The following is a 22,640-nucleotide window of genomic DNA, read 5'->3' on the forward strand; positions in this document are numbered from 1 at the left end:
CGGCGGCGGCGTCACAGAGCGAACTCCACCTCTCCCGCGGCGATGTCCGCACGGGTGACGCGAAGCCGCACGACGTCGCCCGGCTTCGCGCCGGGGGGAACGGGTGCTGTCGCCGTGACGGCCGGTTCCGCGATCTGGATCGTCGCACGCTCGCCGCGCAGCGCGATCACGGTCGCCTCGATCGTCGTCCCGGCCAGCGGAGTGAGCAGCGCGGCCTCGACGGTGTTGATCGTGGCCGAGTTCAACCGGGATGCCCGTTGACTGGACTCCTGCATGAGAGCGGGGAGCTCGTCGAGCGAGTCACGCACCCAGCCGGGTACCGGTTCGCCGTTCGAGACCGCGAGGCAGATCGTCAGCGTCCAGCGGTCGACGAGTCGGCGCAGGGGAGCGGTGGCGTGGGCGTACGGGGCCGCGATCGCCGCCTGTACGGCGTCCTGCGGAACGGCTCCGTCGAACACTCGATAGCCGGCGCCCCGGAACAGGGATGCCGCCGCTTCGAGGACCGGGAGAGTGATCGGGTCACGGCGATCGAGCCCGCGAAGGTACTCGCCGTACGTGCCCGTCGTCCACGACCGCCCGAGGGCCTCGGTCTGGTGCCGGAAGGTGTCGAAGGCCTCGGCATCCGGTTCCGGCATCGTGCGAAGGATTCCGATCCCGGCATCGAGCATGAGGGACGCCGCCGCCATCCCGGTCATGAGTGAGAGCTGGGCGTTCCACTCCTCGACGGGGAGGGGGCTGCGGCGTTCGATCGCATACGTGCCATCGGGGGCGCGCACGACCTCCTCGTCGGGGAGGTTGAGGCTCGCCCCGCCCCGCAGTCGCTCCTGCTCGATGCGAAGAGCGCCGATCTCGGGCAGCAGCGACGCCGGTCCGTCTTCGCCCCGATCCAGCGACCGCTGCGTGCTCTCGTAGTCGAGTTGCGCGCGAGAGCGGATCAGGGCGCGTTCGAGCCGGAACCCGGTCACCGCACCCGTGGGGTCGAGAGAGAAGGTCCAGACCAACGCCGGGCGGTCGACCCCGGCGAGGAGTGATGCGCGATCCTCGCTGAGGACGGGGGGATGCAAGGGGATTCTGCCATCCGCCGCATACAGGGTCTGCCCGCGACGACGAGCTTCGGCATCCACTGCTCCGTCGGGGACGACGAACGCGGGAACGTCTGCGATCGCGTATCGAACGGTGTAGCCCGATGCGGTGCGCTCCAGCTGGAACGCCTGATCCAGATCGCGCGAGCCCTCCGGGTCCAGAGTCGCGAACGAGAGGTCCCGAAGATCCAGCGTCGGCTGAGGCGCGGTGGCCGAATCCGCTTCGGCGAGCACCGCGGGCGGGAATCCGAGCGATGCCTCGGCAGCTTCCCGCAGGACGGCGAGGGCCGTGGCGAGCTCGGTCTGAGCGGCGGACGTGGACACATGCGATCGGCGCTGCGGCATGGGTCCACACTAGGCGGCGTACCGGCCATCAGCCCGGACACGACTGCCCCTCAGATGGTAAAATGTTACTGGAGAAGATCCAGGAAATCCTCGATGAAGGAGAAGCTCATGAAGGCACTTGTTTTCCGCGGTCCCGGTCAGAAGGCATGGGAGGAAGTTCCGGATCCGAAGATCCTGGCGGGGACCGACGCGATCGTCCGCATCGAGAGCACGACGATCTGCGGGACCGATCTCCACATCCTGAAGGGCGACGTTCCCGACGTCACCGACGGGCGCATCCTGGGGCATGAGGGAGTGGGTGTCATCACGGAGGTCGGCGACGCCGTCACCGGACTGGCGGTGGGCGACCGCGTGATCATCTCCTGCATCACTGCCTGCGGAAAGTGCGAGTTCTGCGTCGCCGGTCTGCAGTCGCACTGCCTTGCGAGCGAAGGCGCATCGGGGATCGGCTGGATCCTCGGGCACCTCATCGACGGTACTCAGGCGGAGTTCGTGAGAGTGCCGTTCGCGGAGACGTCTCTGCACCGGCTCCCTGAAGGGCTCGCTCTCGAGACGGCCGTGCTCCTCAGTGACATCCTGCCGACCGGACACGAGATCGGCGTGCAGTACGGCGGGGTCAAAGCAGGCGATGTCGTCGCCGTCGTCGGTGCCGGTCCGGTCGGCCTCGCCGCGGTCATGACGGCCCAGCTCTACGGGCCGAGCAAGGTCATCGCGATCGATCTCGACGCCAATCGCGCGGAGCTCGCGCTGCAGTTCGGCGCCACGCACGCGGTGGTCTCCTCGGACAGCGACTGGCGGGAACAGGTGATGGCGCTCACCGACGGACTCGGCGTGGACGTCGCCATCGAAGCGGTGGGGATTCCCCGGACGTGGGACATGGCGGTCGAGACGGTGCGACCGGGTGGCCACGTGGCCAACGTCGGCGTTCACGGTGCGCCGGTGGAATTCCCGCTGGACCGGCTGTGGATTCAGAACCTCACGATCACGACAGGACTCGTCAACGCGAACACCGCGCGGATGCTGACGAAACTCGTCGCGGAGCAGCGCATCGATCCGAGCGGCTTCGTCAGCCACCTCTTCGCGCTCGACGACATCGAGAGTGCGTACGACACGTTCAGCCGTGCGGCGGAGACCAAGGCGCTCAAGGTGGTACTCAACGCCTGATGCATCGAAGTCGGCCCGACCGTCCGTGTCCCGCGTTAGCGTGTAATCATGACGACTGCATCCAAGGCCCAGACCCTTGTCGGACTCTATGACGCTCCGGAGATCCTCCGCGTCGTGAACGTGTGGGATGTCGTGTCCGCGCGGGCGGTCGCTGCCCTCCCGGAGACGAAGGCACTCGCCACCGCGGGGCACGGCATCGCCGCATCATTCGGTTACGACGACGGCGCGACCCCCCGCGAGATCATGATCGACATGGTGGGGCGGATCGCTGCCGCCGTCCAGGTCCCGGTCACGGCTGACCTCGACGACGGCTACGGCGACGCGGGCGAGACCACGCGCCTCGCCATCGGGGCCGGCGTCGTGGGCGCGAACGTCGAAGACCGTCTCAAGCCGCTGGATGAATCCGTCGCCGCCGTCGCGGCGATCGTCAAAGCGGCCGAGGCCGAGGGCGTGCCCTTCGCGCTCAATGCGCGGACGGATGCCTTCGTCCGCGCCGGTGCACGCTCGGTCCCGGAGAGCATCGCCGACGCGATCCAGCGCGGGCGCGCCTACCTCGACGCCGGGGCGACGGCCGTGTTCGTCCCCGGCATCCTCGACATGAACGTCACCCGTCAGCTCGTCGAGGGCATAGGGGAGCGCAAGGTCAGCGTGATCGGCATCCCCGGCGCCCTCGCCGCGTCGGAGTACGAGAAGCTCGGTGTCGCCCGGATCTCCTACGGTCCGCTTCCGCAGCGGGTCGCGCTCACCGCACTCCAGGAGCTCGCGGCCGACCTGTACGCCGGCGGCGTCGTGCCCGCGAACCTGCCCGCGCTCAACTGACGGCGTCGAAGACGAGTGGTCACGGCTCACTAGACTTGCTCCGTGGTCACTCGTCTTTCGAACTTCTTCCTCCGTACGCTCCGCGAAGACCCTGCAGGCGCAGAGGTCGCCAGTCACCGGCTGCTGATCCGGGCCGGATACATCCGCCCGCAGGCCGCCGGCATCTTCGCGTGGCTGCCGCTGGGGCTTCGCGTCAAGGCGAAGATCGAGACGGTCATCCGCGACGAGATGGCCGCCGCGGGCGCGCAGGAGGTCCATTTCCCCGCACTCATGCCGCGGGAAGCCTACGAGGCCAGCGGCCGCTGGGACGAGTACGGCGATCTGCTCTTCCGCCTGCAGGACCGCAAGGGCGGCGACTACCTCCTCGCTCCGACCCATGAAGAGGCTTTCACGCTGCTCGTGAAGGACCTGTACTCGTCGTACAAGGACCTACCGCTCACGATCTACCAGATCCAGGACAAGTACCGCGACGAGGCTCGTCCTCGCGCCGGCCTGCTCCGCGGCCGCGAGTTCACGATGAAGGACGCGTACTCGTTCGATTCGTCGGATGAGGGTCTGAACGTCAGCTATCAGGCGCAGCGGGATGCCTACGAGCGCATCTTCCAGAGGCTCGGCCTCGAGTACGTCATCGTGCAGGCGGATGCCGGTGCGATGGGCGGTTCCCGCAGCGAAGAGTTCCTGCACCCGACCCCGGTCGGCGAAGACACCTTCGTGCGCAGCGCCGGCGGATATGCGGCGAACGTCGAGGCTTTCACCACCGCGGTTCCCGACGCCGTCCCGTTCGACGAAGATGCGGCGCCGGTGATCTTCGACTCGCCGGACACGCCGACGATCGAGACGCTGGTCGCGCACGCCAACCGCGAGCTCGAGGGGGAGTTCACGGCGGCCGACACGCTGAAGAACGTCGTCCTCGCCCTGACCCACCTGGACGGCACTCGCGAGCTTGTCATCGTCGGCATCCCCGGCGACCGCGAGGTCGATGAGAAACGCGCCGAGGTGGCGTTCGCGCCCGCCGCGGTCGAGACGGCCACGGCGGATGACTTCGAGAACAATCCGCTTCTGGTGAAGGGATACATCGGTCCCTGGTCGCCGACCGGCGCCGTGCTCGGCGTGGAGTCGGCCACCGGCATCCGCTATCTGGTCGACCCGCGCGTCAGCGAGGGCACCAGCTGGATCACCGGCGCGAACATCGATGAGAAGCATGCGCACTCCGTCGTCGCCGGTCGCGACTTCGCCGCCGACGGGATCGTGGAGATCGCGAACGTGCGTGCGGGAGATCCCGCCCCCGACGGCTCCGGCCCGGTCGAGCTCGCCCGGGGTATGGAGATCGGTCACGTCTTCCAGCTCGGCCGCAAGTACGCCGAGGCCCTGGGACTCAAGGTCTTGAACGAGAACGGCAAGCTCGTCACCGTCACGATGGGCTCGTACGGCATCGGCGTGACCCGCATCCTCGCGATCATCGCCGAGCTGAACAACGACGAGAAGGGCCTGATCTGGCCCGCTTCCGTCGCGCCGTTCGACGTGCAGGTCGTCGCCGCCGGCCGGGACCAGGTCGCGTTCGAGGTGGCAGAGGGACTCTCCACACAGCTCGAGGCCGCTGGTCTCGACGTGCTCTACGACGACCGCCCGAAGGTCTCGCCCGGCGTGAAGTTCGGTGACGCCGAACTCGTCGGCGTGCCGAAGATCGTCATCGTCGGACGCGGTGCGGCCGACGGTCAGGTCGAGCTGTGGGATCGCCGCACCGGCGACCGCGACACGGTCTCTGTGGAAGACGTCGTGGGGCGTCTCTCCGCTTCCTGACAGACCTCGGCCGCGTCGTCAGCAGACGATGTGGCCGTGGTTCATGATGTCGTCGTCCGGTGTGTCGCGGGTGACGAGCGACTTCAGGGCGCCGGCAGCCAGCGCGAGCTTGCCCTTCGCCGGCTCCCAGAACTCGACCACCTTCGGGGTCACCTTGAGGAGCGTGATCCCCGGGGTCTCCAGTCCGTCTGCGAACCAGATCTCGAGCGACGTGGAGTAGAGCTCCTCCATCTTGGTCCGGTCGTGGACGACCTCGGCCGTGCCGGCGACGGATACATAACGCATGCCCTTGGCGTCGCAGTAGGCCAGGCCCACGTCGTGGTGTCGCTGTGCTTCCTCGACCTTCTCGGTGTCCTCGGCCGTGAAGAACCAGATGTTCCCCGCTTCATCCATCTGTCGGGTCGACATCGGGCGGCTCACGAGGTTGCCGTCGTCGTCCGTGGTGGTGAGCATCGCGATGTCGATGTCTTCCACGAGGTCTGCGACGCGGGCGAGGGCTTCGGTTCCTGTGATCTCGGTCATGTCGTCAGAGTGCCGTGCGGGGGAGCGGAGGGCACGGGCATTGACAGCGCGGTCAGGGAGTGCTCACGCCCGCGATGTCGGACGTCGACACGATGCCCGGCGTTGCGGGCCGCGGTCTCCGCGCCGCGTGCCACGCTGGTGTCATGATCGACGAACCACTGCCCGAAGCCCTCAGCTCCGAGATCAACGCCGTCCTCGATGAGGCCGGGGTGCATGCCGACCGACGGCTGGTGATGCGGATGCTGCGCACCGCGATCCTGCTCGGCGAAGACGGCGCCGACCGCCTCGATCTGAAGATCGCCTCGGCGGCTCTGGCCGAGATGCGCGACGCGTTCCGTCTGTTCGCCCCGTTCCGCGGAGTCCCCAAGGTGACGGTCTTCGGGTCGGCCCGCACCAGGCAGGACGATCCCCTGTACCTCACCGCGCGCGACGTTGCCGCGGCGCTGGCTGGCGATGGCTGGATGGTCGTCACGGGCGCGGGCCCCGGGATCATGCAAGCTGCCTCCGAAGGCGCCGGTCCCGCACTCTCGCTCGGCGTGTCGATCCGGCTGCCGTTCGAGGAGAAGGCGCAGGGCCTCCTCACCGACAACGATCAGGTCGTCGCGATGAAGTACTTCTTCACTCGCAAGCTGATGCTCATCAAGGAATCGCTCGGCTTCATCTGCCTCCCCGGAGGATTCGGCACCCTGGACGAGATGTTCGAGCTGCTCACCCTGCAGCAGACCGGCAAGGCGGAGCCGACGCCGATCGTGCTCCTGGACCAGCCGGGTGGGACGTTCTGGCAGGGTCTTCGCAGCTTCATCGACGACCACCTCGCACCGACCGGAGTCATCTCGGAAGGCGACTTCGATCGGGTGGTGATCACCGATTCCGTGGAGGCCGCTCGGGCGGAGATCACCGGGTTCTGGCACAACTACGACTCACTGCGCTGGGTCGGCGACGCGCTCGTGCTCCGTCTGCGCGCCGAGCCGACGGATGAAGAGATCGACGCGCTGAACGAACAGTTCGCCCCGATGCTCTCCTCCGGACGGATCGAGCGGACCGCGCCGCGGCAACCCGAGATCGTCGACGACGACCAGCTGGAGCTGCCGCGGCTGATCCTCCATCTCGATCAGCGTCAGGTCGGGAATCTGTTCCGACTGATCGGCGCGATTAACGCGCTTCCTTCTGCTCCCGCTCGATGATGCGGGCCGCGAACCCGTCGAGGTCGACTGTCCGGCCCAGCACCCGTTCTGCGGCTCGGCGCCCCGAGTAGTAGGCGGCCCCGACGGTCGCCGGTTCGTCACCCCAGGTGGCCTCACCCGCGAAGTGCAGGACTCCGTCGACGGGGCCGGCCAGGTCGTCGTGGTCGTGGTGCGTGGACCCGAGGGCGAGATACGAGTACGAGCCGTTCGAGAACTCGTCGTCGCCCCATCGCGTGACCCAGTGCGCCCGGGGCTCGCCGACCGCGTCTCCGTAGAGCACGCGGAGAGCGCGCACGGCATCGGCGACCACGTTCTCGTCGGGGAGCTCCTGCATTCGCCGTCCGAACGGTCCGGCGGCGAAGGTCAGCAGGGTGGGCAGGCCGCTGACGGCGGAGACGTCGTACCAGGAATGCCAGTGTTCGCCGGCCTCGCCGAGCGCTCGCAGCACATAGCTGTCCTCGTTCCAGAACCTCTGATCGAACTGGATGAACACCTTGTTGAAGATCCCCATCCCGAGACGTGAGAGAGGACCGGCCACGGCCTCCGGCAGCGCCGGCTCGAACTCGATCGACCCTGCCTTGAGCGCGCCCAACGGAACCGTCACGACGACCTGATCCGCCGTGAATGCCGTGTCGCCGGCATGGACGGTCAGCCCTCCGGTGGAGCGGACGATCTTCGTCGCCGTCGTCTCGAAGCGGATGTCGAGGCCCGCGCCGATGCGTCGAGGAACCTCGTCGTAGCCGTGCGGGAAGATCACCTCGTCACCGTCTATCGCGTCCTCGTCGAGGCCGTGCGCGTCGAGGTCTCCGATCCAGGCCCCGCACTGCTCCTCGACCCGGTGGCGGAAGAACTCGCGGATGTCGTCGATGCGCTCAGGGGTGAGGCCGGAACGATCGAGCGCGCGCTCCGTCACATCCAGATATGTGTCGCCGGGGGAGGAGGTGGCGATCTCGTCGACGAGAAGGCGATCGACCGCGTCGACGTCGTCGATCCATCGAGCGGTGGCATCGGAGCCCATGGGTCTTCCGTCTCCGTCGAAGTTCTCGATGGGCCGCCCGCCGACCTGGAAACTGCCCACCGTGTACTCGATGGTCGGAATCCGAAGCGCCTGGACGAGATCCCACAGCGGCGAACCGTCGATCCCATGGATCCACGAGGCGCCGCGATCCACGGGAAACTCCGCTTCCCGGTCGGTGTGCATCCGGCCACCGATGCGATCGCGTCCTTCGAGGACCACGACCCGATGCCCGGCATCGGCGAGCATCCGGGCGGCGGTGACACCCGACATCCCCGCACCGATCACGATGGTGTCGAACGATCCCATCTGTCCTCCTCGACTTCCGGCGCGGAAAACTGCTGCCGTCGTGGCAGGGGCCGGTTGGCACAGGGTATCGTGGTACGGATGTCGCGCGTGCGAACAGGCGCGACGAGAGCTGAATAGAGAGGCCGTCATGGACATCGAACTGAGTCTTCTGCGAGGGATCGAGAAGGAGAAGGCGATCCCCTTCGACGAACTCGTCGCGATCATCGAGCAGGCGATCCTGACCGCATACTCCAAGCACGTCTCCGACGACGGTGTGACGCCCGAAGGCGTCCGCGTGCACCTGGACCGCAAGACCGGGCACGTCGCGATCCTGCAGGTCGTCCGCGACGAGGAAGACGCCATCATCGGCGAAGAGGATGCGACCCCCGACGACTTCGGTCGCATCGCGGCCTTCGCCGCCAAGCAGGTCATCAGCCAGCGTCTGCGTGACATCGCGGACGACGTGGTGCTCGGAGACTTCAAGGACAAAGAGGGCGACATCGTCGCCGGCGTGATCCAGCAGGGTCCGAACCCGCGCATGATCCACGTCGACCTCGGTGCCGTCGAGGCGATCCTGCCCCCCGAGGAGCAGGTGCCCGGTGAGGAGTACACCCACGGATCACGCCTGCGCGTGTACGTCACCAGCGTCGCCAAGGGTCTCAAGGGACCGCAGATCACGGTGTCCCGCACCCACCCGGGGCTCGTCCGCAAGCTCTTCGCGCTCGAGGTGCCGGAGATCGCCGCCGGTCTCGTCGAGATCGTGGCCCTGGCTCGCGAGGCCGGGCACCGCACGAAGATCGCGGTCAAGGCGAACGACCCGTCGATCAACGCGAAGGGCGCCTGCATCGGCGAGCTCGGACGCCGCGTGCGCGCCGTGACGGAGGAGCTCGCGGGGGAGAAGATCGACATCGTCGACTACGACGCCGATCTGCCCACGTTCGTGGCGCACGCGCTCTCGCCGGCGAAGGTCACGAGCGCCTTCGTGCTCGACGCGAGCACCAAAGCCGTCCGCGCGCTGGTGCCCGACTACCAGCTGTCACTCGCGATCGGCAAGGAGGGTCAGAACGCGCGTCTGGCCGCCAAGCTCACGGGTGCGAAGATCGACATCCAGCCGGACAGCGTCCTCGACTGACCGGCTCCGGCCTTCCGCCTCGCCCGGCGTGCGGGCGAGGCGGGGTGAAACGCAGGTGTAAGATGGAACCCGTACGAACGTGCGTCGGTTGTCGCACGCGTGCTCCCCGCACCGCCCTGCTCAGGGTGGTGTCCCAGAACGACACCCTCATCCCCGATGACCGTGCTGTCCTGCCGGGGCGCGGCGCGTGGGTCCATCCGACTCGGGAATGCATGGATGCCGCTCTGCGGCGCCGCGCATTCGGACGAGCACTGCGCGTATCCACTGAGCTGGACACGCGGATCTTCGAACAGCACCCACCAAGAAACAAAGGCTGAACAGCTATGGAAACAAAGTGAACGGCTCGAAATGAGACCCGTCCGCGACTAGTGGTCTGCCCTGTCTGGGTGGACCGACTCAGACAGGAGAATTGTGGCTGGTAAACCACGCGTACATGAGATCGCCGCCGAACTCGGCGTCGACAGCAAGGTCGCTCTTGCAAAGCTCAAAGAACTCGGCGAGTTCGTGAAGAGCCCCTCTTCGACCATCGAACCGCCGGTGGCGCGCAAGCTGCGCGCGGCGATCGAGGCCGACGGGTCGCTCAAGGGTGCGGCTGAAGCTGCTCCCGCGTCCAAGCCGGCTGCCGCCAAGTCGGCAGCGAAGCCGGGCGCCAAGCCCGGACCCACCCCGGGCCCGAAGCCCGGTCCCAAACCTGCCCCGGAGGCTCCGGCCCCCGAGGCGCCCGCGCCCGCTGCACCGGCGCCTGCCCCCGTGGCAGAGGCACCTGCAGCAGCGGCAGCGGACGCACCCAAGCCTGCAGAGGGCGGTGCACCGACTCCTGGCGCTCCGCGTCCCGGCAACAACCCGTTCTCCTCCGCGCAGGGGATGGGTCAGCGCCCGGCCGGACCCCGCCCGGGTAACAACCCCTTCGCATCCGCCCAGGGCATGGGCCAGCGCCCGACGCCGGGCAACATCCCGCGTCCGCAGGCTCCGCGCCCCGGTGCACCCCGTCCGGGTGCTCCGCGTCCCGGTTCGCCTCGTCCCGGTGCGCCCCGTAGCGGTGGTGGCGGTCGTCCCGGCGCTCCGTTCCAGCAGCGTCCCGGCGGCCCCGGTCGTCCCGGCGGTGCCGGTGGACCCGGCGGTGCCGGTGGTCCTGGTGCACGTCCCGGCGGTGGCGGCGGTTTCGCCGGTCGTCCCGGTGGCGGTGGCGGTCGTGGCCGTGGTCCCGGCGGTGGTACCGCAGGTGCCTTCGGCAAGGGCGGCGGCAAGAGCAAGCAGCGCAAGTCGCGGCGGGCGAAGCGGCAAGAGTTCGAGATGCGGAGTGCTCCGGTCGTCGGTGGCGTCAACGTCACCCGCGGCAACGGAGAGGTCATCCGCATGCGCCGCGGCGCATCCATCGCGGACTTCGCCGACAAGATCGAGACGCTGACCGGCTACACGGTCCAGCCCGGAACCCTCGTCACCATCCTCTTCAACCTGGGCGAGATGGCCACGGCCACCGAGTCCCTCGATGAGGCGACGTTCGAGGTCCTGGGCGCCGAGCTCGGCTACAAGATCCAGATGGTCTCGCCCGAGGACGAGGACAAGGAGCTCCTCGAGGGCTTCGGTCTCGACCTCGAGGCCGAGCTGGAGGCGGAGAGCGAAGACGACCTCGAGATCCGTCCTCCAGTCGTGACCGTCATGGGTCACGTCGACCACGGTAAGACGCGACTGCTCGACGCGATCCGTCAGACGAACGTCATCGAGGGTGAAGCCGGTGGCATCACCCAGCACATCGGTGCGTACCAGGTCTGGACCGAGCACGAGGGCATCGAGCGGGCCATCACGTTCATCGACACCCCGGGGCACGAGGCGTTCACCGCCATGCGTGCCCGTGGTGCGCAGGTCACCGACCTCGCGATCCTCGTGGTCGCAGCCGACGACGGCATCATGCCGCAGACGGTCGAGGCGCTGAACCACGCGCAGGCGGCGAACGTGCCGATCGTGGTCGCGGTGAACAAGGTGGACAAGCCCGACGCGAACCCGTCGAAGGTGCGTCAGCAGCTCACCGAGTACGGCCTGGTCGCCGAGGAGTTCGGTGGCGACGTCATGTTCGTCGACGTCTCCGCTCGCGCCAACACGGGTATCCAGGAGCTCCTGGACGCCGTGCTGCTCACGGCCGACGCAGGTCTCGATCTGACCGCCAACCCGAACAAGGGTGCCCGCGGTGTCGCGATCGAGGCGAAGCTCGACAAGGGTCGCGGTTCTGTCGCCACCGTGCTGATCCAGTCCGGAACGCTCCGGATCGGTGACGCCATCGTCGCCGGAACGGCCTACGGTCGCGTGCGTGCCATGGCCGACGAGAACGGCGAGCAGGTCCTCGAGGCCTACCCGTCGCGTCCGGTGCAGGTGCAGGGTCTGAACTCCGTGCCGCGTGCCGGTGACGTCTTCATCGTCACCGAGGAAGACCGCATGGCCCGCCAGATCGCTGAGAAGCGTGAAGCAGTCGAGCGCAACGCCCAGCTGGCCAAGGCCCGCAAGCGCATCTCGCTCGAAGACTTCACCCGTGCTCTCGAAGACGGCAAGGTCGAGTCGCTCAACCTCATCATCAAGGGTGACGTCTCCGGTGCCGTCGAGGCGCTGGAGGAGTCGCTCCTCAAGATCGAGGTCGACGACTCGGTGCAGCTGCGCATCATCCACCGCGGCGTCGGTGCGATCACCGAGTCCGACGTGAACCTGGCGACGATCGACAACGCGATCATCGTGGGCTTCAACGTCCGCCCCGACACGAAGGCGCGCGAGCGCGCCGCCCGTGAAGGCGTGGACATCCGTTTCTACTCCGTCATCTACAACGCGATCGACGAGATCGAGAGCTCGCTCAAGGGCATGCTCAAGCCGGAGTACGAAGAGGTCCAGTCGGGTGTCGCCGAGATCCGCGAGGTGTTCCGCTCCTCGAAGTTCGGCAACATCGCCGGTGTCATCGTGCGATCGGGAACGATCACGCGAAACGCCAAGGCTCGTGTCATCCGCGACGGCGTCGTGCTGGCCGATGGTCTCGCCATCGAGTCGCTGCGTCGCTTCAAGGATGACGTCACCGAGGTCCGTACCGATTACGAGGCCGGTATCGGTCTCGGAAAGTACAACGACATCCAGATCGGCGACGAGATCGAGACGACCGAGCTCATCGAGAAGCCTCGCGGCTGATCAATATCGAAACACCTTCGGGCGTCCTTCGCTCCCGCTCCTCCGGAGCGCGGAGAGGAGGACGCCCTGAGGGTTCCTGGACAGGGAGAGAACAATGGCAGGCGAACGACAGGCCCGACTCGCGGATCGTATCCGCGTGATCCTCGCCGAGCGGCTGGAGAAGGGGCTGCGCGATCCGCGCCTCGGCTTCGTCACCATCACCGACGTCCGTGTGACCGGTGACCTCCAGCACGCATCGGTGTTCTACACAGTGCTGGGCACGGAAGAAGAGCGCATCGCCAGCGGCGCCGCGCTCACCTCGGCGACCGGCATGCTGCGCAGCGAGGTCGGACGGCAGCTGAGCACCCGTCTGGTGCCCACGCTCGAGTTCATCCCGGATGCCCTCCCGGAGAACGCGGACCACATCGGTGCGCTGCTCCGCGAGGCACAGCAGCGCGATGCCGACGTCGCGAAACTCGCGTCTTCCGCATCTCACGCAGGCGACGCCGATCCGTACCGCACGGAGGACGACCCGGAGTGATCGCCGTTTGATACGCTCGGCTTCGCGGGAACGCTTCCGTGAAGCTGGGGGAACGGCATCGAGGGTACGGGTACACAGGGGGCTCTCTTCGTCGCGCCCGCCGCGTTGGGCGTGTTGCTGGACGAGCTCCTGGAGCTCGACCTCGGCTGTGTGCCGCACGTGCTCGCCCGTCTCGCTGCCGAGCTGGACGCGGACTCTCCGACGATCCGCGAAGTCGCCGAGCGCCTGTCAGCGGACCAACGCCACGGTCGGCTCCCGCTGCCCAGCCCGCTCCCGCTCGTGCCCTCGATCGTGCGGAGATTCGACGCCACGCAGTTCGATGACAGGGATCGCGAGCTGCTGACGGCGCTCTCCGTCTGCCTGGACGGTGGACTCGACGCCCTCCTCGAGTTCGACGGCAGGTCGGCGGCCGCGATCGCCGCAGCTCCGGTGGGGGAGCACATCCGGGTGCATGCCGGCCACTCGCGCTTCGCCGATCCCCGTCTCTCCATCTGGATCAGAGCCACCACCGGCACCGCAGCCATCGCCGGTGTCCACGAGCGGCTGAGCGCGATCTTCCGCCGTCGGGGTGACCGGGTGAGCGAGGGTTGGCACCGCGCTCGCGCGTCCCTCGAGGCGGCTCCCGAGACCGCGGTCGAGCTGACGGTCATCGCGCGACAGCTCAGTGAGGCCGGCCACCCGGAACGCGCGCTGCTGCTCGCGAGAGAGGCGGCGGAACATGCTGTCGGCGGAGCCCGCGAAGAAGCGCATCTCGTGGCGGGCGCTTCGGCCGTCGGCGCCGGCTTCGCTGCGGAGGCGGTCGCGTGGTTCGGCGGTCTGTACCCGCACGGGGCGGAGCGTCGGCGGCTCCAGGCCCTCGGCGGTCTGTTCGTCGCGCAGGCATTCGAGCAGGGCTCGGTGCCGGAGGTCGACCCGCGAGTGCTGCGCCCGTGCACGGACGACTCCGACGACTGGTGCCACTGGACGAGGGCGGCTGCTCTGGCTGCGGTGTTGTGCGCGGAACGGGGCGATCGGCGCGGGATGCGTGTCTGGCTCGACGCCGTCCGGGAAGGCGCCACGCGGATCGGTGCCGAGCACGAACTCAGGGACCCCGTCGTCGCGCTGAGCTGGCTGATCGCGGGTGAACGCGACATCGGCGCGACCGTAGGCTCCGGGCCGGTGACGGGAGGAATGCTGCGCGCGCTGCAGGCCGCGATGGGCGGGGACGTTGACCTGGGGCTGCGCGTGCTCGCGAGCGGCGGATCGGGGATGCCCGCCGACGCGGATCCGTTCGTTCCGGGATTCGAGCACAGCCCCGTCGTCCAGGCGTATCGCGCGGTCGTCGAGGTTCTGTTGCTGGTGTGGCGTGGCGACATCGGCCTCGCGCGCGACCGGTTGATCCAGGCCGCACTCGTGCTGCCGGTGTCATTGCCACTCGCCGGGTTGGGCGTGGTGCTGGCCAGACGTCTCGACCTCGCCGTGCTCGGTGAACTCGGACCGTACGCCCGATCGCTCACCGAAGGGCTGCCGGCGGGCGCGAGGATCGACCGTCTCGTCGACCGCGGCATCCAGTCGTTTCTCGCCGGTTCATTCGACGACGCTGCAGCCACCATCCGTCTCTGGGCCGACCTCGGATCGGCGCGGACCACCATGACGGTTCCCGCGCTCGACGAGCTGGCGCTCGATCCGGACGGACGCTCGACCCCCGCGCCGTCCATCGAGCCGCCGGAGATCGCCCTCGCGCAGAGTCTGCGCGTCCGGCTGGCGACGGCTGGCGATGGTCGCTGGCGTTCCGAGTGCGTCGAAGTGCGCGAGGAGGCGCGGACGCTCCGCTCCCCGTTCGCGCGCGCGAGGGTGGAGACGATGCTCGGCACCCAGTACGCCATCCGCGACGATCATCCCTCGGCTCGTATCCACCTGGAGCACGCCGAGAGGTTGTTCGAGCTGTGCGGTGCGACGGCATGGGCGCGCACGATCCGCGGACGGCTGGACAGGCTGGACGCCAAGGAGGGGAGCATCGTTCCCACCGTCGATCCGCTGGCGGCGTGTCGAGCCGCATGGTCGCTGCAGCTGACCGCGCGCGAGCTGGAAGTCGCGATGTACGCCGTCGGCGGGGCGGCGAACCGTGACATCGCCGAGATGCTCAATTTCTCGGTCCGTACGGTGGAGGTCCACCTCGGCCGGGTCTTCGCGAAACTCGATGTCCGCAGTCGGGTCGAGCTGACGGTGCTGGCACATCGCACCGACCATCACCTCTGAGCTCGTCAGCGCGGCAGCGAGAGGGCCATCCCGTCGGCTTCGGCGAGACCGTCGGCGATGAGCGAGTCGATCGCCCGGTCGCGCTGACGGGGATCCGGCCACTCCGGGAGCACGAGGTCGAGCGGCACCGCCTCCGGGGACCGATCGCGCAGCAGCCGCAGCACGGCACCGCGTGCCTGTCGATCCGAGCCTTCGTAGGTGGCCTGGCGACGGCGTTCATCCCCGGTGTCCGGCCTGCCGGCTGCCAGCCACGCGCAGCTGTTGGCCAGGGGGCACTGCTCGCATCGCGGTGCCCGCGACGTGCACACGGTCGCGCCGAGCTCCATCATGGCGGCGTTGAACTCCGCGGCGTCGGCCAGTGAGTCGGGCAGGAGGGAGTCCATCAGCTCCAGGTCGCGCCGCGAGGGCGGTGCCGGCTGGGCCCGCCCCTGAACAGCCCTGGCCAGGACGCGCCGAGTGTTCGTGTCGACGACCGGGTGACGGTCGCCGTAAGCGAAGACCGCGACCGCGCGGGCCGTATAGTCGCCGATGCCGGACAGGGCGAGCAGGGCCTCGACGTCGCGCGGCACGATCCCGCCGTGCCGCTCGGTGATCTCGACAGCCGCCCGGAACAACCAGAGCGCGCGACGCGGGTATCCGAGATTGGCCCACTGGTGCACGACTTCCGCGGCCGACGCAGAGGCCATCGCCGCGGGTGTGGGCCAGCGCGCGAGCCACGCCTCGAGGTGCGGGACGACTCGGGAGACCGGAGTCTGCTGAAGCATGAATTCGCTGACCAGGACGCCCCACGCGCCGAACTCGTCATGGAACTCCGCTCGGCGCCACGGCAGGTCTCGAGCGGTCGATCGATACCACGTCGGCAGGTGCGATACGACATCGGAAGGGGCCTGCGGTCCGGGCATCCCTCCAGCGTACGTGAGCCGTGACCCGTGGTCGGTCCGGCGATTCACGGTGCGGCACCGGGGGCTGCCTCGGACCGGGGGCGCGCGCGTCGTCGGTAGGCTGAGGGGATGGTCTCGCCCGGCATCCTTCTCGTCGACAAGCCCGCTGGGCTGACCAGCCACGACGTGGTCGCCCGCACGCGGCGCGCGTTCGGGACGCGGAAGGTCGGCCATGCGGGGACACTCGATCCGATGGCGACCGGACTCCTCGTCATCGGCATCGAAGGTGCCACCCGGCTGCTGACCTACATCGTCGGCGCGGACAAGACCTACCAGGCGACGATCCGTCTCGGACAGACCACCGGGACGGACGACGCCGAGGGCGAGATCCTCATGACCGCCGAACCCGAGGCATGGAGCGCGGTCACGGATGCCGCGGTCGACGAGGGCATCCTGGCGTTGACCGGAGAGATCTCCCAGGTTCCCAGCTCGGTGTCCGCCATCAAGGTCGACGGACGACGTGCATACGATCGTGTGCGTGCCGGCGAAGAGGTCGTGCTCGCCGCGCGGGACGTCGTCGTGTCTCGCTTCGACGTGTCGGCACGGCGTCAGCAAGACGGTTTTCTCGATCTCGATGTGATCGTCGACTGCTCTTCCGGCACGTACATCCGGTCGCTCGCCCGTGACCTCGGCGCCGCACTCGGTGTCGGCGGACACCTCACCACGCTGCGGCGCACGCGGGTCGGGCCGTTCGAAGTGACGGATGCCGTCGGTCTCGATGCGCTCGAAGGCGCGCCGACGCTGACTCCAGGCGACGCGGCGGGGCGCATCCTTCCGGTGCTGGAGATGTCCGCGGAAGAAGCACGGGACCTCCGACACGGCAAGCGACTGGGAGGGCAGGCCGCCCGCCTCGCAGACGCTCTCGGTGCCGCGATCGACCCGGACGGCCTTCTGGTGGGCATCGTCGAGAAGCGGGGCGCAGATCTGAAGAGCGCCATGAACATGCCGGAGGGCGACCGATGATCCTGTGGCTCACGATCGCGCAGATCGCCGTCGCCGTCGCTGCCGGGATCTTCTGCATCGTCGCCGGACTGAGTGGTCGGCGACCGAGCGACATCAGCGTCGGGGCGCTCGCCCTCGTGGAGGTGCTGCTCGTCGTCCAGGTGATCGTCGCGATCGTCGCACCGCTCGCCGGCAACCCGCCGACGGGGGACCTGCTCGAGTACTGGGTCTACCTGGTGTCGGCGGTGCTCCTGCCCATCGGAGCCGTGCTGTGGGCGCTCATGGAGCGCAGCCGGTGGAGCACGGTGATCCTGGGTGTGGCCGCGCTCGCGATCGCGATCATGCTGTGGCGCATGCAGGTCATCTGGACCGTCCAGATCGCGTGACGTGAGGGGTCGTGGCGGAGTCCGGTGCCCTCCCGCGGCTCTAGGATGGAATGCGCTATGAGCTCCACCGCCCCCTCCACTCGGATGACCGGAATCGGTCGCGTCCTCGTGATCGTCTACGCCGTCATGGCGCTGGCGGCCACCGGGCGCAGCTTCGTGCAGATCGTCCGCCGATTCGACGAGGCACCGCTGGCGTACTCCCTCTCCGCACTCGCTGCGGTCGTCTACATCCTCGCGACACTCGCGCTCGTCCTGGCCCGTCGTCGTGGGTGGTACACCGTCGCCTGGGTCGCGATCGTCTTCGAGCTCACCGGTGTCCTCGTGGTGGGACTGCTGAGCATCCTGATGCCGGCGCTGTTCCAGCACGAGACGGTGTGGTCGCTGTTCGGGCGCGGTTACCTGTTCATCCCGCTGGTCCTCCCGGTGTTCGGAATCTGGTGGCTGCGCACGCACCGCCCCGTGGACGCCGCGATTCCGGCCGAGGTGCACGCGTGATCGTCTTCCGCAGCCCGGAGGAGGTTCCCGGCGGATTCGGCCCGAGCGCCGTCGCCATCGGCAAGTTCGATGGTGTCCACGCCGGTCATCGTGCGGTCATCGAACGGCTGAAGGAAGCCGCCGCCGCCACCGGGAGCCGCGCGGTCGCCGTGACCTTCGACCGCAATCCGCTGGCAGTCATCCGGCCGGATCGCTGTCCCGAGAACGTCGTCACGGTCGAGCGCAAGCTCGAGCTGTTGGGCGGCCTCGGGCTCGACGCGACACTCGTGCTCACGTTCGACGAGGAGATGGCCGCCCGCAGCGCGGAGGACTTCGTCGTCGACATCCTCGTCGGTGCGCTGCAGGTGTCGACCGTCCTGGTCGGTCAGGACTTCCGCTTCGGGCACCGAGGCGCGGGCACGCCCGAGCTGCTACGCGAACTCGGCCCTCGCTACGGCTTCTCCGTCGAGGTCGTCGACGATGTGTATCTTCCCGGTTCCCCTCGCCGCGTCTCGTCCAGCTGGATCCGAGAGCTGCTGATGGAGGGGGACGTCGCTTCGGCCGCCACGGTGCTCGGGCGCTATCCCGACGTCCGCGGCGAGGTCGTCCACGGCCTCAAGCGCGGGCGGGAGCTGGGGTTCCCCACGGCCAACCTCTCGACCATCGTCGACGCCTTCGTCCCCGCCGACGGGGTGTACGCCGGGTGGCTCGTCGACCACGACACCGGCATCCGTCATCCGTCCGCGATCTCGGTGGGCACGAATCCGACCTTCGACGACGTGCTCGTACGTCAGGTCGAGGCGCACGTGCTGGGGGAGACCGGACTCGACCTGTACGGACACGACGTCACTGTCGAGTTCGTGGCGAGGTTGCGGGGCATGGTCGCCTTCGAGGGCATCGAGAAGCTGATGGAGCAGATGGGTGCGGACGTCACGGACGCTGCTCGGGCTCTCGGCATCACATCCGCATAATCGCCCTGCCACGGTACTTCCCGGTCGTCGTCCGACGACTCGGCGTGGGCGATCTGCAGGACGACCGTCCGATGACATAGAATGGAGTCGGCTCCCGCCGATTCTCACGCTTCTCGCGTGCTTCGACGGGAAGACGACCCACTGTTCGTACGGTCCTGGCTCACGCCACACGCGGACAACGAGAACGGTTCAGGGCTTCATGGGGAAGCCGGAGCCTTCACGCTCAGGAGGAGCATGCCGACTACGGCAACCGCCGCCACGCGGCGCAAGAAGACGTCCCGTCGCGACGATGAGGCACCCCTCATCCCGATCCTGGCGCGCAAGGTGCGCGAGATCGAGGCGAAGTCGCAGCGCGGGAAGCTCGGCCCGACGAACCGGGTGAAGTTCCAGGTGATCGCGTTCCTGGTGCGCGAGGAGCGCGCCAGAGTGAAGGCGGACGCCGAGATCGGTGACCCGGCACGCGCTGAGCTGCTGAAGCGCCTCGACGGTGTGGCCACCATCCTCGCCAAGACTGCCGCGCGCGACACGTCGCTCATCCAGCTGCTCGAGGCCGACCAGGCGACGTCGCCGGTCGCCAAGCGCATGCGACGCGACTGGCTTCTCGAGTCGGGAGCGGAGCTCGCTCCCGAAGAGCTGATCATCGCCGATGCCGCACCCGTTCAGATCTCCACGGTTCCCGCGGCGATCGCCGAGCGACAGGTCACGCCTCCTTCGGTCGAGTCGCGGCAGCTGGCGAACCCGTTCCTCGCTCCGGATCTCACGCCGCGTCCGGCTGCGACCCCGCGCCGCCGCCTCGACGGCTGGGAGCTCATGGGCCCGCTGTACAAGGCGTTCGAGACCGGAGCCGGCGGATCCGCTGCGTCGATGGATCTGCCGCCGGCGCCGGAGTACGACCACATCTCGCCCAAGGGCCTCGAGGTCATGGTGCATCAGTCGCGGTTCCTGGAGGCGGTGAAGGCGGGTCACCGCAGCTTCCTCCTGGCAGACGAGCCCGGCCTCGGCAAGACGGCGCAGTCAGTGCTGGCCGCCTCGGTGGCCGGTGCGTACCCGCTGCTCGTCGTCGTGCCCAACGTCGTGAAGATGAACTGGGCGCGCGAGGTCGAGCGGTGGACGCCGCAGCGCCGCGCCACGGTCATCCAGGGCGACGGCACCGACATCGACGCGTTCGCCGACGTGTTCATCGTGAACTACGAGATCCTCGATCGGCACATGTCGTGGCTGGCCTCGATCGGTCTGCGCGGAATGGTCGTCGACGAGGCGCACTTCATCAAGAACCTCTCTTCGCAGCGCTCCCAGAACGTCCTCTCGCTGGCTGCTCAGGTGCGTGAGCGTACGCCGGGGCATGATCCCCTGATGCTCGCCCTCACCGGCACGCCGCTGATCAACGACGTCGAGGACTTCGACGCGATCTGGCGCTTCCTGGGGTGGACCACGGGCGAGAAGCCCGGCCCCGAGCTGATGGAGAAGCTCGACGCCACGGGGTTCACCCCGGCCGACAAGGCGTTCTACCCCGAGGCACGCGACGCCGTCATCTCGATGGGCATCGTCCGACGCAAGAAGAAGGACGTCGCCGCCGATCTGCCGGACAAGCTGATCGCCGACCTGCCGGTGCAGCTCGACGACGAGTTCGGACGGAGCATCCGCCAGGCCGAACGCGAACTCGGCGAGCGGCTCGCGGCTCGGTACCGTCGCATCATCGAGGCCCGCGGAGACCGTGGACTGGCGCCCGGGGAGATCGACGAGGACATCGTCCGCCTCGTCGCCCAGAACGAGCTCGAGGAGTCGAAGGCCGCGGGCACCGGAGGAGACAACGTCTTCACGATGGTCCGCCGAATCGGCCAGGCCAAGGCGCAGCTCGCGGCGGACTATGCAGCGCAGCTGCAGCGGTCTGTCGGCAAGGTCGTCTTCTTCGCGAAGCACATCGACGTGATGGACCGTGCGGAGGCGCACTTCGCCGCCGTGGGCATCCGGTCGGTGTCGATCCGCGGAGACCAGACCTCGACGACTCGCCAGCAGGCGATCGACGACTTCAACAGCGACCCTTCCGTGGGGATCGCGGTCTGCTCGCTCACCGCGGCCGGCGTCGGTCTGAACCTGCAGGCGGCGTCGAACGTCGTCCTCGCAGAGCTGTCCTGGACGGCGGCCGAACAGACTCAGGCGATCGACCGCGTGCACCGCATCGGTCAGGACGAGCCGGTCACGGCGTGGCGGATCATCGCCGCGCACACGATCGACACCAAGATCGCTGAGCTGATCGACCAGAAGCAGGGCCTCGCGGCACGCGCGCTCGACGGTGAGGCCGTCGAGGAGTCGGCCGCAGAGCCGGTGCAGCTGGCGGCGTTGATGCACCTGCTGCGTCAGGCTCTGGGCGCGGCATAGGCGCGAAGAACTCCGGTTCTTAACGTCGGTTTCGCCTCTTCGGCGTTCGGGATCAAGAAGTTCGTCGATATCGGCGGATCGCGGTGTCAAGATCGACGGTTTTCGTCGGCTTCGAATGGCGCCCGGGTACGTGGGGCGCTAGTGTCGATCGAAGGCAGCGTCGCCTCTTTCCCCCATCTCCCGAACGTCTGAAGGCACCAGCATGAAGATCGGCATCCTGACGAGCGGCGGCGACTGCCCCGGACTCAACGCGGTCATCCGCGGCATCGTGCTCAAGGGCACCACCACGTACGACCTGGAGTTCGTCGGCATCCGTGACGGATGGCGGGGGCTGGTCGACGGAGACTTCATGCCGCTCACGCGCCACGAGGTGAAGGGCCTGTCCAAGGTCGGCGGCACGATCCTCGGCACCAGCCGCACGAACCCCTACGAGGGCGAGCGCGGGGGAGCGGAGAACATCGCCAAGACCCTCTACGGGCACAAGATCGACGGCATCATCGCGATCGGCGGCGAAGGCACTCTCGCCGCGGCCGACCGTCTCGCGAAGGACGGCATCAAGGTCATCGGCGTCCCCAAGACGATCGACAACGACCTGCAGGCGACGGACTACTCGTTCGGCTTCGACACGGCGGTGAACATCGCCACGGATGCGATGGACAGGCTTCGCACCACGGGCGACTCCCACCAGCGGTGCATGGTCGCCGAGGTCATGGGACGCCACGTCGGCTGGATCGCCCTGCACGCCGGTATGGCCGCCGGCGCCCACGTGATCTGCATCCCCGAGGTGCCGATGTCGATCGACGACATCACCGAGCTCGTGACCAGCGCCCACGACCGCGGCCGCGCGCCCCTGGTCGTCGTCTCCGAAGGCTTCAAGCTCCTCGGAATGGACGAGGCGTACAGCGACAAGGGGCTCGACGCCTTCAACCGGCCGCGGCTCGGTGGCATCGGTGATCTGCTCGCTCCCGAGATCGAGCGCATCACGGGTATCGAGACGCGCGCCACGATCCTCGGCCACATCCAGCGCGGTGGTTCCCCGTCGGCGTTCGACAGGGTCCTCGCGACGCGACTCGGCCTTCATGCCGCGGACGCGCTCGTCGACGGAGCCTGGGGCCAGATGGTGGCGATGCAGGGCACCGACATCGTCCGGGTGCCGTTCGCCGATGCGCTGGGCGAGCTGAACACGGTCCCGCGCTACCGCTATGACGAGGCCGCCGCACTCTTCGGCTGAGACTTCCGCTCGAGGGGCCCGCCCGTTCGAACGGGCGGGCTTCGT

19 protein-coding genes are annotated in these 22,640 nt (G+C 68.3%); 15 read left to right on the forward strand and 4 right to left on the reverse strand.

Annotation, left to right across the window (positions count from 1 at the left end; genetic code table 11):
- Positions 1-11: 11 nt before the first annotated feature.
- Complete coding sequence (locus tag OC372_RS01965) at positions 12-1,427, reverse strand: RNB domain-containing ribonuclease (protein WP_105709749.1); 1,416 nt, start codon at positions 1,425-1,427, stop codon at positions 12-14.
- A gap of 108 nt (positions 1,428-1,535) precedes the next feature.
- Between OC372_RS01965 and OC372_RS01970 the strand changes: the two genes are divergently transcribed.
- Genes OC372_RS01970 through OC372_RS01980 form a run of 3 tightly spaced genes read left to right on the forward strand, consistent with a single transcriptional unit; the run spans position 1,536 to position 5,210 of the window.
- Positions 1,536-2,591, forward strand: a complete 1,056-nt coding sequence (locus OC372_RS01970; protein ID WP_262000782.1) for a zinc-dependent alcohol dehydrogenase family protein — start codon at positions 1,536-1,538, stop codon at positions 2,589-2,591.
- A gap of 48 nt (positions 2,592-2,639) precedes the next feature.
- Complete coding sequence (locus OC372_RS01975) at positions 2,640-3,410, forward strand: isocitrate lyase/phosphoenolpyruvate mutase family protein (protein WP_029263674.1); 771 nt, start codon at positions 2,640-2,642, stop codon at positions 3,408-3,410.
- Positions 3,411-3,452: 42 nt separating this feature from the next.
- Positions 3,453-5,210: a proline--tRNA ligase gene (locus OC372_RS01980; protein ID WP_262000783.1), complete on the forward strand. Its 1,758-nt coding sequence runs from the start codon at positions 3,453-3,455 to the stop codon at positions 5,208-5,210.
- 18 nt (positions 5,211-5,228) lie between these two features.
- Here OC372_RS01980 and OC372_RS01985 read toward each other — a convergent pair whose 3' ends face one another.
- The gene (locus tag OC372_RS01985) at positions 5,229-5,732 is read right to left on the reverse strand and encodes a pyridoxamine 5'-phosphate oxidase family protein (protein WP_105709751.1); all 504 of its coding nucleotides are present in this window, start codon (positions 5,730-5,732) and stop codon (positions 5,229-5,231) included.
- A gap of 143 nt (positions 5,733-5,875) precedes the next feature.
- Here OC372_RS01985 and OC372_RS01990 point away from each other — a divergent pair, with 143 nt between their 5' ends.
- Entirely contained in the window at positions 5,876-6,916 is a 1,041-nt protein-coding gene (locus OC372_RS01990; protein WP_262000784.1) for a TIGR00730 family Rossman fold protein, read from the forward strand.
- On the opposite strand, the gene OC372_RS01995 is transcribed toward OC372_RS01990, so the two are convergent.
- A complete protein-coding gene (locus tag OC372_RS01995; protein WP_262000785.1) occupies positions 6,885-8,240 on the reverse strand; it encodes a flavin monoamine oxidase family protein in 1,356 nt (451 codons plus the stop codon). The genes OC372_RS01990 and OC372_RS01995 overlap by 32 nt on opposite strands.
- 127 nt (positions 8,241-8,367) lie before the next feature.
- Here OC372_RS01995 and nusA point away from each other — a divergent pair, with 127 nt between their 5' ends.
- The 5 genes from nusA to OC372_RS02020 all read left to right on the forward strand — a co-directional run bounded on the left by nusA (position 8,368) and on the right by OC372_RS02020 (position 15,271).
- Complete coding sequence (gene nusA / locus OC372_RS02000) at positions 8,368-9,351, forward strand: transcription termination factor NusA (protein WP_029263669.1); 984 nt, start codon at positions 8,368-8,370, stop codon at positions 9,349-9,351.
- Between the two features lie 62 nt (positions 9,352-9,413).
- Positions 9,414-9,668: a YlxR family protein gene (locus tag OC372_RS02005; RefSeq protein ID WP_262000786.1), complete on the forward strand. Its 255-nt coding sequence runs from the start codon at positions 9,414-9,416 to the stop codon at positions 9,666-9,668.
- Positions 9,669-9,762: 94 nt separating this feature from the next.
- The gene (gene infB / locus OC372_RS02010) at positions 9,763-12,513 is read left to right on the forward strand and encodes a translation initiation factor IF-2 (RefSeq protein WP_262000787.1); all 2,751 of its coding nucleotides are present in this window, start codon (positions 9,763-9,765) and stop codon (positions 12,511-12,513) included.
- Positions 12,514-12,607: 94 nt separating this feature from the next.
- A complete protein-coding gene (gene rbfA / locus OC372_RS02015) occupies positions 12,608-13,033 on the forward strand; it encodes a 30S ribosome-binding factor RbfA (protein ID WP_105709755.1) in 426 nt (141 codons plus the stop codon).
- 111 nt (positions 13,034-13,144) lie between these two features.
- Positions 13,145-15,271 (forward strand): response regulator transcription factor, encoded by a 2,127-nt coding sequence (locus OC372_RS02020; RefSeq protein ID WP_105709756.1) that lies wholly within the window; start codon positions 13,145-13,147, stop codon positions 15,269-15,271.
- 5 nt (positions 15,272-15,276) lie between these two features.
- Here the strand turns inward: OC372_RS02020 and OC372_RS02025 are convergent, their stop codons facing one another.
- Positions 15,277-16,173, reverse strand: coding sequence for an A/G-specific adenine glycosylase (locus tag OC372_RS02025; RefSeq protein WP_262000788.1), 897 nt, complete (start codon positions 16,171-16,173; stop codon positions 15,277-15,279).
- 108 nt (positions 16,174-16,281) lie between these two features.
- On the opposite strand from OC372_RS02025, the gene truB reads away from it, so the two are divergent.
- The 6 genes from truB (at position 16,282) to OC372_RS02055 (ending at position 22,595) form a co-directional block, all read left to right on the forward strand.
- Positions 16,282-17,175, forward strand: a complete 894-nt coding sequence (gene truB, locus OC372_RS02030) for a tRNA pseudouridine(55) synthase TruB (protein ID WP_262000789.1) — start codon at positions 16,282-16,284, stop codon at positions 17,173-17,175.
- Positions 17,172-17,540, forward strand: coding sequence for a hypothetical protein (locus OC372_RS02035; protein WP_105709759.1), 369 nt, complete (start codon positions 17,172-17,174; stop codon positions 17,538-17,540). Before truB ends, OC372_RS02035 begins: the two co-directional genes overlap by 4 nt.
- Before the next feature lie 57 nt (positions 17,541-17,597).
- The gene (locus tag OC372_RS02040) at positions 17,598-18,035 is read left to right on the forward strand and encodes a hypothetical protein (RefSeq protein ID WP_258133965.1); all 438 of its coding nucleotides are present in this window, start codon (positions 17,598-17,600) and stop codon (positions 18,033-18,035) included.
- A complete protein-coding gene (locus tag OC372_RS02045) occupies positions 18,032-18,985 on the forward strand; it encodes a bifunctional riboflavin kinase/FAD synthetase (protein ID WP_029263661.1) in 954 nt (317 codons plus the stop codon). Before OC372_RS02040 ends, OC372_RS02045 begins: the two co-directional genes overlap by 4 nt.
- A gap of 234 nt (positions 18,986-19,219) precedes the next feature.
- A complete protein-coding gene (locus OC372_RS02050) occupies positions 19,220-21,364 on the forward strand; it encodes a DEAD/DEAH box helicase (RefSeq protein WP_029263660.1) in 2,145 nt (714 codons plus the stop codon).
- 202 nt (positions 21,365-21,566) lie between these two features.
- Positions 21,567-22,595 carry a 6-phosphofructokinase gene (locus OC372_RS02055; protein WP_029263659.1) on the forward strand — a complete coding sequence of 343 codons (1,029 nt, stop codon included), beginning with the start codon at positions 21,567-21,569 and terminating at the stop codon, positions 22,593-22,595.
- The last annotated feature ends 45 nt before the right edge of the window (positions 22,596-22,640 follow it).

It is taken from the genome of Microbacterium sp. Mcb102 (genome assembly GCF_024519805.1).
In the GTDB taxonomy this organism is placed as follows: domain Bacteria; phylum Actinomycetota; class Actinomycetes; order Actinomycetales; family Microbacteriaceae; genus Microbacterium.

Excerpts from the sequence above, each read along its gene's own strand:
- OC372_RS01970 (WP_262000782.1), top strand. The coding sequence starts at position 1,536 with ATGAAGGCACTTGTTTTCCGCGGTCCCGGTCAGAAGGCATGGGAGGAA.
- OC372_RS01990 (WP_262000784.1), top strand. The coding sequence starts at position 5,876 with ATGATCGACGAACCACTGCCCGAAGCCCTCAGCTCCGAGATCAACGCC.
- OC372_RS02025 (WP_262000788.1), bottom strand. The coding sequence starts at position 16,173 with ATGCCCGGACCGCAGGCCCCTTCCGATGTCGTATCGCACCTGCCGACG.
- OC372_RS02035 (WP_105709759.1), top strand. The coding sequence starts at position 17,172 with ATGATCCTGTGGCTCACGATCGCGCAGATCGCCGTCGCCGTCGCTGCC.
- OC372_RS02055 (WP_029263659.1), top strand. The coding sequence starts at position 21,567 with ATGAAGATCGGCATCCTGACGAGCGGCGGCGACTGCCCCGGACTCAAC.
- nusA (WP_029263669.1), top strand. The coding sequence starts at position 8,368 with ATGGACATCGAACTGAGTCTTCTGCGAGGGATCGAGAAGGAGAAGGCG.
- OC372_RS01985 (WP_105709751.1), bottom strand. The coding sequence starts at position 5,732 with ATGACCGAGATCACAGGAACCGAAGCCCTCGCCCGCGTCGCAGACCTC.
- OC372_RS01975 (WP_029263674.1), top strand. The coding sequence starts at position 2,640 with ATGACGACTGCATCCAAGGCCCAGACCCTTGTCGGACTCTATGACGCT.
- OC372_RS01965 (WP_105709749.1), bottom strand. The coding sequence starts at position 1,427 with ATGCCGCAGCGCCGATCGCATGTGTCCACGTCCGCCGCTCAGACCGAG.
- OC372_RS02040 (WP_258133965.1), top strand. The coding sequence starts at position 17,598 with ATGAGCTCCACCGCCCCCTCCACTCGGATGACCGGAATCGGTCGCGTC.
- OC372_RS02050 (WP_029263660.1), top strand. The coding sequence starts at position 19,220 with ATGCCGACTACGGCAACCGCCGCCACGCGGCGCAAGAAGACGTCCCGT.
- rbfA (WP_105709755.1), top strand. The coding sequence starts at position 12,608 with ATGGCAGGCGAACGACAGGCCCGACTCGCGGATCGTATCCGCGTGATC.
- OC372_RS01995 (WP_262000785.1), bottom strand. The coding sequence starts at position 8,240 with ATGGGATCGTTCGACACCATCGTGATCGGTGCGGGGATGTCGGGTGTC.
- OC372_RS02005 (WP_262000786.1), top strand. The coding sequence starts at position 9,414 with ATGGAACCCGTACGAACGTGCGTCGGTTGTCGCACGCGTGCTCCCCGC.
- truB (WP_262000789.1), top strand. The coding sequence starts at position 16,282 with ATGGTCTCGCCCGGCATCCTTCTCGTCGACAAGCCCGCTGGGCTGACC.